The organism is Sporosarcina sp. Y1009 (assembly GCF_057669865.1).
In genome coordinates this window covers 66,867-81,540 of record NZ_JBYHFO010000008.1, presented here as the reverse complement: position 1 = coordinate 81,540, position 14,674 = coordinate 66,867, and the positions used below count along the sequence as shown (strand labels likewise).

Here is a 14,674-nt window from a genome sequence, read left to right as displayed (position 1 = left end):
AAATTTAAAGGTTTAATGGTTGAATAGGAGGACAGAATGATGTTAATTCGAAATGTTAATGAAACAGATCTGGTTGATGTAACGGATCTTATGGCAGAATTAGGTTATGAAACGGCTGTTAGTGAGATGGAAAACAGATTATTAGAGTTCGCAAATAATCCCGATTATCACACAATTGTTGCAGAATTAAACAATGAAGTTGTAGGATTATTAGGTCTACACATAGGTATGGCATATGAATTTAGCGGTTGTTATGGAAGAATTGTGTGTTTAGTAGTAAATAAGCAATACAGAAAGAATGGCATTGGTAAAAAACTAATTGAAAGAGCTAAAGAAATCATTAGTGATCGGGATGGAAATACGCTTGTCTTAAACAGTGGAAACCGGATAAATCGTGAAGCTGCTCATAAGTTTTATTTAGATAATGGATTTTCGGCTAAAAGTACAGGATTTGTAATGAAATTCAGCTGAATTTCATAAATGTGTATTTTAACTAAATATCATAATATATGTATTTTTTTCATTTTATCTCACTATCAAGAGTATACTTTAAGATGAAACATAGCTTCCGATAATTTATATTATGTCAACCTAAAAATGAAAAATAGAAAAGGGACCTCTTTTATATAAGCCCCTTCTAACCATTATGGTTTTCCTTAATTTCAAATAAACTCCGCGCTATATTCAATCAAATCATTGATATACATATTATTTTTCTTGGCAAACAACTTAACTTCCTCTAATAATTTATCATCATACGTTGTTTTGTATTGAATGCGATCTATAGGTCTCTTGGATTTATCGAATGAGATAAATCCTTGCTTTAAAACTTTTTCCAATCCACTTTCAAGTAAATAATTAATCCGAGTATTCTTTTCGTCTGCAATTATTTTTAAAGATTCTAATAGTGATTTACTGATATTTGTTCTAAATGACTTTCTTGAACTAATTATCCGGTGAATTAATTTGCCATTTTCTCGGTTCCACTTTGGTAAACCACTTTCATCTTCAAGATAATAAGGTTTGCTTGAATGCTGGGTGATATACACTCTTTTATATATATGAAAATCATCAGAATTTGCATTGGCGTAGATCAAATCAGCGAGTTTGGGAAGTTCAGACTTTCCACTTACCCATATACGATAAATGGAAGTACCGGTTTTACCTGTTAAGGAAGTGATTTTTGCTTTTAATCTCCAGGAAAGTAATACGGATAAAAGTCCTTTTGCAAATCCTAAGCTCGCTGATGTTACATTCATTTCATAACCTTCTCTTCCTACCCAACCATCCCCATCAATAACTCCTCTTACAAATGATGATAAAAACTCTTCAGGAACGTTTGGAAAAGGCACAGATAATGATTTATTAGCGACAATTCCCAATGCTGCAAGATCTTCTTTAATAATTTTTGAATTAATAAGTAGTGTTGCAGTAGTTCTTGTTGGTCCCGTGGGGGCTAAAACATAATCTGCATCCATGTACGTTGCGATTAATCGTAGGATTCGTTCATCTTTTTGAGAAAAAGAAATACTGTGTATTTTTTTATTAACACAACCGTCTGTAACAAATAAGCCCAATACCCAAGCCATTTCATGCGACCAAATTTTAAAAAAGTCCTCATTTACTTTATTTTTTCGGGGTTGTCCTGAATATCGTTCCCTATTCATTTGAATTCCATGTTTATACATCACATTCCGTATAGCACGATCAGAAATACCGATGATTGGAGCCAATTTTTTAAACGACGTCTCGCTTTTGTACATTTGGATAATCATTTCATCAGTCATACCTGGATTTCTCGCCAAACCTTTCCCCTCCTTAATCAATCGCCTTATATATATTATACGAACAAATGTTTCTAGTTGCAAGAATATAGCGAAAGAAAAAGAACCCAAAGAGAATGCTATAAAGCTTCTCTTCGGGTTCTTTCTTTAACTTATTTAGTCTCTCGGCACAAATGTTTTACAATCCGTTTCTTCACTGCTTTTGGCCTGTTTCCCTTTTTGGCTGACAACATAAATAGATTTTGCACTACATCTGTTCCCGTTGCTCCAATATTTACAGTTATTCACTTCACATAAAATTTCTTGTGCCATGTGCTCCACCTCCTTGCTGTTATGATGAGTCAGGAGGTATGGATCAATACATGATACTGAACTATAATCATCAACATTATTTCTTCTGTTTACCCGGAAAAATGGTGAATGACCAGGAATATATGAGATCAATAACAAAAACTAAAGTCCATATCATTCCAACTTCAATTTAGGATTGCTCCGCATTCACTAGTAGGTGTCCCGCCGATATCACTGACGTTGGCATTCGTCCCCTGTGCTGCACGCTTGCTTTTCACTTGAATTAACACTTTCTAAATCACTCCATAAGTCGCTACGTTCAAAGTATTAATACAATTATATCAACGATAACCAACGAAGCAATACTCAATCCAAAATGCAAATAAGATAAAACAGTTGTCAGAGATGTGATTCGCACGTATAATTAATATATAGAATGAATAGAATAAAAAAGACCGTCCCGATGCGTTAACATCGAAACGGCCAGTGTAATAGCGGGTTCCCTTTAAAGGGAGTCAGCATCGCCTGATGAATAATCCACCTGGGTCGTCAAACTCAAGGGTGGATTATTTCTTTTGTGACATTCTATCCCGCTTTAACGGGCAGTAAAATCCCTGCTTCAAAAACATTAGCAGTGGATCAAACTGCCCGTAAAAGCCCGAATGGCTCAACTAACAATCAGCGGGGAAAAACCCCCCGCTGATTGAAGGTTCGCTTTTAACGCTAGAGCAATCACAGAAACGATTAGCGAAGAAAAGCTAATCATGATTACAAGCGATTGAAATGTAGTCACTTGCAGCACCCCCTTTCCGCCAGATAATACACACTGATCGGAACAGTAAACAGGATGCTGACCACCTTTGAAAACCTATTCTATTACGTTTCCATTATACCACACGTACGTTCCTGAGTTCTATTTGTTATAGGGAAATTCATAGTTTTTCTTTTTTTAACTCATTGCACACTTCACACCCAGTTTTTCCTTAAAGGCTCCTACAATATTAAATACTCTCCTGCTTCAATGCATCAATAATATTTTCCTTCTTCACTTTTGAACCGGAGTAAAGCATGGCTGAACCTACGATGATAAATACAGCGATAATCGTATAAAGAATACTTAACCATGGCAACCTAAATGGGTAATCAAAAGATCCTGACATCGCATTGTAAATCAAGTACATGACCCCAATACTAATTGGCAATCCATATAACAATGACTTGATGCCATAAAAGATACTTTCATAATTAATCATCTTATTAAAACCTTTAGGTGTCATGCCTACTGATTTAAGCATCGCAAATTCACGTTTTCTAAGCGATATGCTCGTAGATATCGTATTGAATATATTCGCAACGGAAACCGCCGTAATCAAAGCAATAAATCCGTACGTAAACACGGATAGGAGTAATACCAGCTGTTTCTCCTCTTGTCTTATTTTATGATGATTGTATATGTGCATAGTGCCATCCTTTAATTTCTCTATTTTTTCATGTATTGCTAATGGATCTGAACTTGTTAGGTACAATGCATATCTAGCTTCTGTAATTTGATTATCTTTATTGAGTTGTGCAAATGTCTCCTCTGAAACAATCATCGTTATTCCGCCTTGATATCCCGTACTGACGCCCAGCGGCCGTTTATCGGTCAAGGCAACAACTTCTAAATTACCTAACTTTATATTTTTTTCTCCATAATAATCATTATACGAGACTTCAAGTGATTCCCCGGCATTCATATGAACTGCTACTGTCTTCCCGCGTTTTTCACTGATAGGTAGAGCCTTATTTACAATAATACCAGTCATTTTACCCACTTCTGCTAGGTCTTTATAATTTGCCTCAATCTCTTCGGCATAGTCCCGTAATCTTTTTTCCCCTAAGACATATAGCGAGATAGATGCGTTAAATTTTCCGTTCTCGGAGAACTCTTTTAATTCATCAGGAATCTGATTTTCATTCATTATTGTTTCTAAATTGAACTCCTGCATAAAGCTAGATGCTTTCACCTCATCAAGCGAAGCGATCGAGCTAATGAATGAGTCGCCAAATGCATGATCTGTACTATGGGGCACAAATGATGCAATCTCAATATCATAATTTAAATCGCTTTGTACATATTCCGTTGATTGTTTAATTTGATCTGTAAAAAAGGAAACAGTCAAAAACAAAATAATACTAATGACTAAGGAAAATACAATTGCTGAATATCTGCGCTTGTTTCTTTTTAAATTTTTCAAGCCAAATTCAGCTTCAATCCCAAATACTTTCCGGACAACTTTTGATGTTTTTACATTTTTACCTGTCATTTTCACATCCATCGTTTGTCTAATTGCATCAATTGCCGATACTTTAGAAGCCCTTTTCGCTGGGATATATGTTGAAATAAAGATTGTGAGCAATGAAACTCCGCAAGCGACAATAATAGATAGAGGTGTGACTATTACCGTTAACTTTTCCGTTACACCGAGCGAGTCCTGAATAAGTGAATTAATAAAATAGAAGGTAATGGCCATCCCTACTAGACCACTCATAATACCTAGTGGAATACTTATAATCCCAATGACAAGCCCTTCAAAGAACACTGAATTCCGCTTTTGACTTTTCGTAGCTCCAACACTCGATAACATTCCCAAGTGCCTAGAACGTTCAGAAACCGATATCGCAAACGCATTATAGATGAGTGAAACCGAACCGACAATAACAACACTCATGATGATTCCTGCTAAAGAAAATAAGGTTTTTCTTAAACTGTCATTGCTAATGACACCATAGAAACGCAATAAACTATTATGATAGGAATACTCATTAATCTTCAAGTTATCCCCAAGTTGTTCTGCTTCTTTTACGGCAGAACGATTAACTTTGTTCCAGACGACCGATGCATGGATGGTCTCATCTCTAGCAAAACTATCATTAGGTAAATAGGACAACACCGTATACCCTGGAGCTATCGTCGGCTCCCATGTAGGACGTTCAATAACACCAACAATCGTGAACGACCTAGCTTCCATGTTTATTAGTGTCTCCACGTTGTCGTTTTTTTCAGTTGTCCTTAGCGGCCTAGTTTGGCCCAGTGCGGAATCATCTGTCGTCACCGTCCGTTCACCCACATCAAGTGTTACGATATCCCCAATTTCATAGTCGACTTTGCCATTTGTTGCAATATGCGCTGAGATAACTAGTTCATTTTCATTTGTTGGCATTTTCCCCTCTATTAAATTAATCGGGAAATGCTTGAATCCGGCATCATTATATTCCTTTAAAAATAAATACGGTTTATAAGCATTTTCACTGCCTTCCAAATTTGCATAACCTACATCTCTTGAAAGAACAACCGACTTCGTATTTTTATCAGCTTGAATTTTCATGAGCTGCTCTTCATTCACATCTTTATAAAGGACATGCCATTCCCCTTCATTCGCAATCTCCTGTTTTTGCAATAACGACATAAAAGAAACAGCAAGTGTTGCAACAGCTGTCAGCATAGCAACTGAAATAATGACTCCGATAACCGTTACTAATGTTCTGCGCTTATTTTGTTTCAAATGCCTCAGCGTTAATTTATTAATGATGTTCATGGCCGAATCACCTCGTCTTTGGCAACCCTTCCATCTTTAATCGTAATGATTCGATCTGCTTGCAGTGCAATTCGTTCATCATGCGTAATAACGATAAGCGTCTGGTTATACGTTTTATTAAACATTTTTAATAGATCAATAATTTCCTTACTGTTCTCACTATCTAAATTCCCTGTTGGCTCATCTGCCAATACAAGCGCAGGATTACTAATTAACGCCAGACCAATTGAAACTCTTTGTTGCTGCCCGCCAGAAAGTTGATTTGGTAGGTGATGGAGTCTTTCTTGTAACCCTAATGTTTGGACAATGTTTTTAAGTTGACTCTTATCCACTTTATAGCCGTCTAACAAAATGGGGAGTGTAATATTCTCTTCAACTGTTAATACAGGTATTAGATTGTAAAATTGATAAATCAAGCCGATTTGGCGACGTCTAAAGATTGCGAGCTGTGTTTCATTTAAGTTATAAATGTCTGTATGATCAATGAGCACACGCCCACTTGTCGGTCTATCTACACCGCCAAGCATGTGTAATAGTGTTGATTTCCCAGAACCGGACGGACCAATAATTGCGACGAACTCCCCTTTCTTCACCGAAAATGAAACATCGTCAAGTGCTGTAACAGCTGTTTCACCTTTTCCGTACACTTTAGACAGATTTTCGATTTTTAAAATTTCCATTGTAAAACCTCCATATTTATACTGATAAATTCAGTATATCTGCCTAAAATGACTTTCCGGTGACTGTAAAGTGACAGTTAAGTCACTTTGAACTTCAAAAGTGATCCAGGTCACTTTTGAAGTTGTTTGTAAAACTTAATTCGAAACTTAGTTCCTTTCCCTTCATCACTTGTCACTTCAATGTCTCCGTGCTGGCCTGTAATGATGCTGTAAGCCATCGCAAGTCCAATCCCGATGCTGTCATCACTTGCGTTCTTGCCTTTATAAAATCGCTTAAATAGGTGCGCTAGATCTTCCATTGAAATTCCTTTTCCATTATCAGCAATTAAGATTTCGGTATAGAGTGCGTTCTCTGCATAGGTTATTGTAATGACTCCGCCTTCAGCAGTATGTTCCACACAATTTTTTAAAATATTTATGAGTGCCTCGACTGTCCAATTCATGTCGCCAAGAAATGTGGCTGCCTCTTCCCCTTTCAAAGAAACAGTTTGTCCCTTTATGTCCATTGGGATCAGAACTGCTTCTAGCGCCTTTTCTATAAGATTTTTCACCACTATTTCATCTTGTTTGAATTGAACTGTACCCGCATCAATTTTTGAAAGTTTTAATAAAGAAGAAACAAGCCAATCAATTCGTTCAAGCTGAATGCGAATATTATGAGTAAATTCCCTTCTCTTTACGACGGGTAATACAGCATCACTTAATAAATCTGCCATTACCGTCATAGAAGTAATTGGCGTTTTAAGTTGGTGGGATATATCAGAAATGGCATCAGTGAGCTGGGTTTTGTCCTGTTGTAAAAGAGAACTTTGCTCTGACAACATCAAGGTTACCTTGTAAATGTCGCTTTTCAATATGCTAAGTTCACCTTCATAATTATCCCGGACATCAAGTGAATAATCGCCGCCACTAATTTGTCGTAGATAGGTTGATAGCTTCTCAATTTCACGGTATCTCCAATATGTAAATACTAAGCAGCAGCCTATTAATAAAACGCAAGTGATGAAAGTAAGTATTGCTGCTATGAATGAAATAAATGTTGCCGCTATAATTGCCATTAAGCTAACTGCACACATAATCAGTAATATAATTTGGATTTCACGATTACGGAACATGTTAGTCACCGACCTTATAGCCCAAACCACGTATTGTTTTGATAATTGCAGGTTTTTTCGGGTTATCTTCTAGCTTTTCTCGTAATCTTTTTATGTATACCGTTAACGTATTGTCATTCACAAAATCTCCCGCCACATCCCAAATCTGTTCCAACAGCTGACTTCTTGAAAGAACCTGTCCGAGATGATTCGCAAATATGAGCAGTAATCGATATTCTAGTGCGGTTAGTGTAATTTCAACATCATTTTTATAAACCTTTCCTTCTAGCGTATTAATATGGATATTATCTATGACAATTACATTGGCTTGGGACTGCTTTTGATACCGTCTTAACACCGAGTTAATTCTTGATAGAAGTTCCCGAATGCGAAATGGTTTTGTGATATAATCATCGGCTCCCATGTCTAGACCCATCACAACATTGACCTCATCATCAATCGCGGTTAGAAATATGACCGGAATATCACTGCGCGCTTTAACAATGTCACATAATTCATAGCCACTTCCATCTGGCAGAGATAAATCAAACAAACATAAAGCAAATTGATCTAGGTCTTCTGCTACTATCTTTTTTGCAGACGCAATATCATAACAAAGAACTGTTGAATATTGTTCTTGTTGCAGTGAGTACTCAAGTCCGGATGCGATTGTCTTATCATCTTCTACAAGTAATATTTTCAAAGGGGCATCCTCCTAATTTAATAATATATAGATTGTCTATTCATTCCATCATAGTTCAAAACCAGTGAAACTTGAATAGAATAAAAAAGTTGTCCGATGTTAGTGCATCGAACAACCGATTATAATTGAGTAGATTTTCTCCCTCGATAAATTGCTGAAAACTCGAAAACCGTTAATGTGTCAGTCGAAACGAGCTGAGCATAAAATTCGGTGTACTTCGCTATGTCAAAGAAATACTTCCTGCAACTGATGGATGAAATCTGACGTTTTATTCTTTATACAACAACTGATCGTTAGCTGAATATGCTTCATAAGTAAGATCACCGGTAATCTTTTTTTCACTATGGATATAATACAAATCTATCTGTCCTTCTTTATTGACCACCCTATTAAGATGGTACTCTTCACCACTATCATCATAAACGATAAAACCATCAATTTCTTTATCGCGGCTCACGATGAGAATAACATCTATCTCCTTTTTTCCTTTCAATTTCAATGATTGTTTTTCAGCAGTAAACGGTTCGCTGTTTCTATCATTAGGTATAGCAATTTCATCATTAATCTTCCAACCCCAAAATCCTTTTGCCACTAAGTAAACGTGAAAACCCTTTCCAGGTTGTAAAATTGCCATCATATTATCGCTATTAATCTGACTCCCAATCGCAGGCCTACCAGGTTCTTCCTTCAACGCGTCCCAATCTGTTGGATTGACAATATATTTGTTCCAAATTAATTCATTGAAAAGAATTAATACAATCACTAGGGAAATGCCTATTAATATGTTTTTTTTAGACGATGATTCTTTTTTTTTCATCGGAGCATCTTCCCCTTCCCGTGGAATATTTATTTGAACACCAATACATTTATTAATACGTTTAGCGGAGATAGTCTGCTCATTGTTAAATGCATCTGAAATATTGTCATTTACAGCATCACGGACCCTAATACCCTTACAGTTAATATACAGCATTTAAGCAACTATACAAGTAAGCCTAAGTAGATAAACTTCCAATAAGTTCGACTAAATCACGGAACTTTACGTTCTACAATTTTGAAAAGGACTAAAACTCATCAAATTTCTTGTCTCTCTTTTGAAATACCTTAATTATCTTTCAGCATTGCCCCTAAACATGCTACAAGAAATGATAATAAGCCTAAATGAACAAACTTCCATAAAGTTTGACTATATAATCGAACTACTGGTATATTCTATTATATAGACGAATTTTATAGGCGATTATATATTAAAATCTAGTTGAAAGGAGTCTGCTATGACTTATCCAGTTTCTGTTTTTATAATGGATGTTAGTAATTCTTCAGTTGAAGATATGGGCGGCGAATTAAGTCATTATCTTCATCACTTAGAAAAAAGCATATCCATCTGGACGAAGGATATCGCACCAACTCAAGTAATCCATCGTTCTGGTGATGAGATTGTAGTTGTTAGTAGTGGCTATGCAACAGCTTATACACTGGCCTTTTATATTAGCCGAATATGGCCATTTAAAGCGCATAAACCCTATTTTGGGCTTTCGTTTGGTGACATTCAGGATGATGTTAGTACCCTGAATATCGAAACATGGATTCATCCTTTGATGAAGCAAGCAAGATATGCCAATGACATTTTGAAACAACAAGAGCAAAATAGAGCGGGGTTCAACTTTGAGTTAGACGATTTTTCGAGCAATCAATCACTAAAAGGTTACCACTTATTTAGAAGTCAATTTGAAACATTACTGAATACCATTTTAAAACTCCAACAAGATCAAATAAACGAACAAACAGATATTCAGTCGCTTGTCTGTTCATTATTTCTAATACTTAACCAACAAAATAAAGTAAGCCACTATGTTGGAAGATCTGCATCCACTGTTTCAAGTCATATGAAAAAAGGTAAATGTGAACATATTATTAATGCTTTTACTGAAGTAGTAAAGGTACTGAATTCGTTGCAACCCGAAGGCGAGCGTAACCAACAAATAATCAATAATCAGCTGCAAAATAACATCAAGCGGAATGTGCGCGATCAACTTGATGACTATTTTCCAATCATATAGAAATGGAGGAAGAAACGATGATTATATTATTACTGCTTCTTGCCCATTTAATTGCTGACTTTTGGCTGCAAACAGATGTAATGGTGAAAAACAAGATGAAGAATTTGAAAAAGCATATGCTTCATCACCTAATCACAACAGGGCTATCACTTATAATCATCTGGGGCTATCATGATCACTTTACGAATATGTTCAGCTATCTCCTACTCCCTTTAGCCTTTATTGTCGCGTTGCACTATGTGATTGATCTGCTCAAATTAAAACTTCTCGACACTATCAAAATTACAGAAAGCAACAGTTTAAAAAAGTTGTGGTTTTTCTTAGGAGACCAAATACTGCATATAGCGATGTTACTCATCACCTGTATTATTTTCTTTCATATGAAAGCAACGACGATGATGACTAACCTACTACAGTTGTTCAGTGGGGATCATGTGACGAGCAGTTTTGGCGTAGTCAACACGTTTATTTTAATCGTCGTTCTTTTTATTTTGGCTACAAGTGTAAGTGGACATATTGTTAAACTATTAGTAGGTTCATTGCCATCAGAATTTGCAAATTTCGAAGGACAATTTACGCTTAACAATAAATTATCAGAAACAAAACCTAGCAATCAGCCTACAACTCAAAGTGATTTCACGGAGCAATACCATTACCTCACCTATTCAAATCCTACGCCTTCACGCGGAAAGCTGATTGGCTATATAGAACGATTATTAGTGATCTCATTAACGATTGTAGGCGCATACCCGTCTATCGCGTTTATTATCGCGGCAAAATCGATTGCACGTTTTAAACAATTAGATGATCGTAATTGGGCGGAGTACTTTTTATTGGGGACACTCGCTTCCATATTATTAGGGCTAACGCTCGGTTTATTGGCAAAACAAATCATCATGTAACGATGTAGGAGAGGTGAGCTAATTTGTCTGCAAATATTGATAAACATGAGCATTGTCCTATCTGCCATAAAAATAATAACTGCTGCAATGCCCAAAATCAGTCAATAAGTGCCTGCTGGTGTAGTAAAGAGCGCTTCCCGAAAGAGATTTTCGATTTGCTTCCGACCAATCAATTAGGAAAAACATGTATTTGTAAAAAATGTATAGCAAAATTTACGCGCTGATTAACTATTTACAAGGGGGCTGAGTAACGCATCCCCTTCGATTTATTGTAACTTCCTGAATGAATGAGGAAGTAATCGCACAAATAAAATCACGATAATGACAGTAGACAGGATAAATAAAATTCTAATTGAAAACCATTCCGCCCATAGGCCAGACAAAAACAAACCTGCTGGTAATGTCAACTTCATTAACATAGATGATGTTCCCGCGACACGGCCAAGTAAATGGTTCGGAGTGAATTCCTGTCTGATTGTAAAGTAAACAATATTTAGCATAGTAGTAGAAAATGTTCGAATCGCTAAAGCAATACCGATTGCCCACCACGTAGACGCAAAAATTAACAAAGCCATGCCGATTGCATCGATTAGTATGCAATAGGTATATATATTCCCTCTACCAAACTTCTTTCGGATACGGCTCACAACTAAAGCGCCTATAAAACCGCCGATTGCCGATATGGAAAACATAAAGCCCACTTGCGAAGCTGTCGCCCCGAGTTGATCTTTCACAAAGAAAACAAGAACGCCAATCACCAAACTTGAAGCAAAATTCATGAATATAACTGTTATCGTGGGTGTTAAAAGAATCTTATTTTTAAATAGCGCCTCTATGCCCTCTTTAATGTCTTCTTTAAAGGATTTATTCTTCTGCGTTTTTCTCTCAATAACAGGTAACCTAAGTAATGAAACACTTAACAATAATACTAATAGACTTGCCATATATATTGTTAATGTCGTCGTATACGAATAGATGATAAGAAAAGTTCCAGCCAATCCTGGTCCAACTGTTTGAATCAAAGTATTGATAAAAGATAGCTTTGCATTTGCGGAAGTCAATTCTTCTTTACTCACAATCTGTGGAAGTACTGCATGATGCGCATTACCAAAAGTATAGGAAGCCAAAGATAATATAAATCCAAATACATATAGGCTCCAAAGTGACAATTCATCTGAAGAAAGTAAAAGAACGATTCCCACCATTGAAGCAACCCGAATTCCGCTCGTCCACTGCATCATTCGTTTTCTGTTAAATCGATCTACAAATACACCTGCTAGGATACCAATAAAAATATTGGGTAGAAATTCGATTGCCCTCATCGTACTCATCGCTAAAGCTGAACGACTTAAATCGTAAATCAATAATGGAACTGCGATAATATACATTTGGTACCCAAAGTTAGATATGAGAGAACCGCTCCATAACAGCATGAAGTTTCGATTATGCCAAAAAGAAGGCTTTTTTAATAATGCCGATTGTTGTGTAGTCATTTTCATCCTCCTCGTATTTGCTATTCCCTATTGATTGACTATAAGATACATATAGATGAACAAAAAGTGATGAGTAATAAAATATGACTTCACCTTTTAAGAGGAGGATCACTATGAAATATATCGAGCATTTAAAAGTACTTGCCAGTCACTTCAGAAAAAACGTGGAAACAGAAACTTCAGTTGCACAATTGACAAGTTTGCTTTGCTGTTCAGATCGGCATGTTAAAACAATTGTTGCTTACTTTCACGATGAACAATTCATTAAGTGGCATACAAAACAAGGCCGAGGAATAAAGCCGAAGATTACTGTGCAATTCTCACATGAAGAAGTGATATTTCTCCAAGCAAAACATCTGGTGGAAAAGAGCCATTATCAAAGTGGATTCGAGTGCGCTCAATTACTTGGATCAACTAACCAAAACAAATTCCAGAAATGGTTTGAAGAATCTCTTGGGTTAGTTGAAGAAGAGGATGACAAGTCTATCGATTTATTGAGATATCCCTTTTATGAAACTAGACTCATTTTAGATCCGCTTTACATAATGTCGCGTCACGATGCTCATATTGTTCAGCAAGTGTTTGATAAATTAGTAGAATACGATTCCACTGCTGATAAACTACTTCCGAGAATTGCCTATCATTGGGAAAATATAAAGGGGCAAAAGTGGGTGTTCTATTTGCGAAAAGGAGTGAAATTTCACAATGGAAGAGAATTGACAAGTGAAGATGTAAAAAATACATTTGAAAGATTTCCCGAAAATGACCCGATAACTAAAAACATTAAACAAATAGAAATCCCATCAAAATACATGGCTGTTTTTCATTTGACTGAAGTAAATTATTTATTTCCAAATAGTTTAGGTAATAATAAGTTTTCAATTGTTCCTTTGGAAGAAGTTATAGGCAAAGAGGATTCCTTTAAGGTGCACCCTATTGGTACAGGTCCTTTCCTTTTGGCACGTCATGACAAAGAAATGATTAGACTGGATGTATTCGACCAGTACTACCGGAATAGACCTTGGCTAGATCGTGTGGAAATCATAAAAACACCTGCTGCTTTTCATGATGGCAAAAAGCATCCTTTACTTCTCCAATCACCCGATGATTCTTGGTGCGAAAAGTCCGTAAACGAAGAAGGTAGCGGTTATATTTCGATTAATTGTCGAAAAAAAGGCCCCTTTACGAATAAAGAAGTTCGACAACAACTTTTGAGCATGATTAACCCTGAATTCTTTTGCTTGGAGCAAGGTAATGAGGTCGTTGCTCATAGTTTTTTAACAGCAAAATCTAAAGAATTAAAAGAGCATAATAAAATTGAAACGAAACGCGAAATTATGGATTTAAATTTCGAAATCAAAATAGCCGTACAACAAATTAGACCTGGTGCCAATCATAAAAGAGAGGCACTCGTTTTACAAGAACAATTGGCTGCTCATAATATTCTTTCAACAATACATATTATCGATATTAACGAAGTTAGTCCTTCTACTTTTCAAGATTATGATTTATTTGTCGGTGGTATTGCGCTAGGTGAGAATAAATTACTCTCCGCCATTTTAGCAATTCAATCGACTGCATTAAATATATCCCCCTTTGCTACTGATGAGATGAGACGATTTATCGACCAACGCATCCTTCAAATTAAACAAAGTGATTGCTCGGCTACACAGTGGGAAATCTATTTTGAAATCGAGCGTTTCCTTACCAATAGCTGTTTAATATTATTTTTAAATCACCGTTCCCATAAAGTCTACGAGCCTAAAAGCAGTCTGTATCAAAATATCAAACTGAACGAAAATGGTAGAATTGACTATCGGAAAGTATGGAAAAAATACAAGGAATAGGACAATCCATTTGCCTCGGTGATTTTGGGCACAACAAAAAATGCGAAGTTGTTGGGAGTCTCCCGACGTAACTTCGCATTTCGTTTATCCATTTTTATCCCGCATTAACTGCCCGTAAAAGCCCGATTGGTTCAACTAACAATCCGTGAGGAAGAATTGAACTGTATTCTTCTTTTCGGGGATGAGGAAAACCCCCACGGATTGAAGTTTCACTTTATTGTATCTAATGTACCTATGGATTT

General features: G+C 36.3%; 14 protein-coding genes. 5 read left to right on the top strand and 9 right to left on the bottom strand.

All coding sequences use genetic code 11. The annotated features are described in order from the left end of the window. Positions 1-36: 36 nt before the first annotated feature. Positions 37-471 carry an N-acetyltransferase family protein gene (locus tag AC25Y1_RS11695; protein ID WP_488148172.1) on the top strand — a complete coding sequence of 145 codons (435 nt, stop codon included), beginning with the start codon at positions 37-39 and terminating at the stop codon, positions 469-471. Between the two features lie 191 nt (positions 472-662). On the opposite strand, the gene AC25Y1_RS11690 is transcribed toward AC25Y1_RS11695, so the two are convergent. From AC25Y1_RS11690 to AC25Y1_RS11655, 8 genes are all read right to left on the bottom strand, one after another. Continuing rightward, positions 663-1,787, bottom strand: a complete 1,125-nt coding sequence (locus AC25Y1_RS11690) for an LAGLIDADG family homing endonuclease (protein WP_488148171.1) — start codon at positions 1,785-1,787, stop codon at positions 663-665. Between the two features lie 153 nt (positions 1,788-1,940). Continuing rightward, positions 1,941-2,096, bottom strand: a complete 156-nt coding sequence (locus tag AC25Y1_RS11685; protein ID WP_488148170.1) for a DUF1540 domain-containing protein — start codon at positions 2,094-2,096, stop codon at positions 1,941-1,943. A gap of 646 nt (positions 2,097-2,742) precedes the next feature. Next, entirely contained in the window at positions 2,743-2,868 is a 126-nt protein-coding gene (locus AC25Y1_RS11680) for a putative holin-like toxin (RefSeq protein WP_488148169.1), read from the bottom strand. Between the two features lie 208 nt (positions 2,869-3,076). Then, positions 3,077-5,653 carry an ABC transporter permease gene (locus AC25Y1_RS11675; RefSeq protein WP_488148168.1) on the bottom strand — a complete coding sequence of 859 codons (2,577 nt, stop codon included), beginning with the start codon at positions 5,651-5,653 and terminating at the stop codon, positions 3,077-3,079. Next, positions 5,650-6,333: an ABC transporter ATP-binding protein gene (locus AC25Y1_RS11670; protein WP_488148167.1), complete on the bottom strand. Its 684-nt coding sequence runs from the start codon at positions 6,331-6,333 to the stop codon at positions 5,650-5,652. Before AC25Y1_RS11670 ends, AC25Y1_RS11675 begins: the two co-directional genes overlap by 4 nt. 110 nt (positions 6,334-6,443) lie before the next feature. Next, on the bottom strand, positions 6,444-7,448 hold the full coding sequence (locus tag AC25Y1_RS11665) for a sensor histidine kinase (RefSeq protein ID WP_488148244.1): 1,005 nt from the start codon (positions 7,446-7,448) through the stop codon (positions 6,444-6,446). Between the two features lies 1 nt (position 7,449). Further along, on the bottom strand, positions 7,450-8,130 hold the full coding sequence (locus AC25Y1_RS11660) for a response regulator transcription factor (RefSeq protein ID WP_488148166.1): 681 nt from the start codon (positions 8,128-8,130) through the stop codon (positions 7,450-7,452). Positions 8,131-8,398: 268 nt separating this feature from the next. Continuing rightward, positions 8,399-9,103, bottom strand: a complete 705-nt coding sequence (locus AC25Y1_RS11655) for a hypothetical protein (protein ID WP_488148165.1) — start codon at positions 9,101-9,103, stop codon at positions 8,399-8,401. Between the two features lie 301 nt (positions 9,104-9,404). On the opposite strand from AC25Y1_RS11655, the gene AC25Y1_RS11650 reads away from it, so the two are divergent. From AC25Y1_RS11650 to AC25Y1_RS11640, 3 genes are read left to right on the top strand one after another with little or no spacing between them, the layout of a single operon-like run. Continuing rightward, positions 9,405-10,190: a hypothetical protein gene (locus AC25Y1_RS11650; RefSeq protein ID WP_488148164.1), complete on the top strand. Its 786-nt coding sequence runs from the start codon at positions 9,405-9,407 to the stop codon at positions 10,188-10,190. Between the two features lie 17 nt (positions 10,191-10,207). Beyond that, complete coding sequence (locus AC25Y1_RS11645; protein WP_488148163.1) at positions 10,208-11,092, top strand: DUF3307 domain-containing protein; 885 nt, start codon at positions 10,208-10,210, stop codon at positions 11,090-11,092. A 23-nt stretch (positions 11,093-11,115) separates the two neighbouring features. Next, positions 11,116-11,316, top strand: a complete 201-nt coding sequence (locus AC25Y1_RS11640; protein ID WP_488148162.1) for a cysteine-rich CWC family protein — start codon at positions 11,116-11,118, stop codon at positions 11,314-11,316. Between the two features lie 42 nt (positions 11,317-11,358). Here AC25Y1_RS11640 and AC25Y1_RS11635 read toward each other — a convergent pair whose 3' ends face one another. Then, the gene (locus AC25Y1_RS11635) at positions 11,359-12,585 is read right to left on the bottom strand and encodes an MFS transporter (RefSeq protein ID WP_488148161.1); all 1,227 of its coding nucleotides are present in this window, start codon (positions 12,583-12,585) and stop codon (positions 11,359-11,361) included. Positions 12,586-12,698: 113 nt separating this feature from the next. On the opposite strand from AC25Y1_RS11635, the gene AC25Y1_RS11630 reads away from it, so the two are divergent. After that, entirely contained in the window at positions 12,699-14,432 is a 1,734-nt protein-coding gene (locus AC25Y1_RS11630) for an ABC transporter substrate-binding protein (RefSeq protein WP_488148160.1), read from the top strand. Positions 14,433-14,674 lie beyond the last annotated feature (242 nt).

Coding starts and splice junctions, on each gene's coding strand:
- AC25Y1_RS11695 (WP_488148172.1), top strand. CDS start 37: ATGATGTTAATTCGAAATGTTAATGAAACAGATCTGGTTGATGTAACG.
- AC25Y1_RS11690 (WP_488148171.1), bottom strand. CDS start 1,787: ATGACTGATGAAATGATTATCCAAATGTACAAAAGCGAGACGTCGTTT.
- AC25Y1_RS11685 (WP_488148170.1), bottom strand. CDS start 2,096: ATGGCACAAGAAATTTTATGTGAAGTGAATAACTGTAAATATTGGAGC.
- AC25Y1_RS11675 (WP_488148168.1), bottom strand. CDS start 5,653: ATGAACATCATTAATAAATTAACGCTGAGGCATTTGAAACAAAATAAG.
- AC25Y1_RS11670 (WP_488148167.1), bottom strand. CDS start 6,333: ATGGAAATTTTAAAAATCGAAAATCTGTCTAAAGTGTACGGAAAAGGT.
- AC25Y1_RS11665 (WP_488148244.1), bottom strand. CDS start 7,448: ATGTTCCGTAATCGTGAAATCCAAATTATATTACTGATTATGTGTGCA.
- AC25Y1_RS11655 (WP_488148165.1), bottom strand. CDS start 9,103: ATGCTGTATATTAACTGTAAGGGTATTAGGGTCCGTGATGCTGTAAAT.
- AC25Y1_RS11650 (WP_488148164.1), top strand. CDS start 9,405: ATGACTTATCCAGTTTCTGTTTTTATAATGGATGTTAGTAATTCTTCA.
- AC25Y1_RS11645 (WP_488148163.1), top strand. CDS start 10,208: ATGATTATATTATTACTGCTTCTTGCCCATTTAATTGCTGACTTTTGG.
- AC25Y1_RS11635 (WP_488148161.1), bottom strand. CDS start 12,585: ATGACTACACAACAATCGGCATTATTAAAAAAGCCTTCTTTTTGGCAT.
- AC25Y1_RS11630 (WP_488148160.1), top strand. CDS start 12,699: ATGAAATATATCGAGCATTTAAAAGTACTTGCCAGTCACTTCAGAAAA.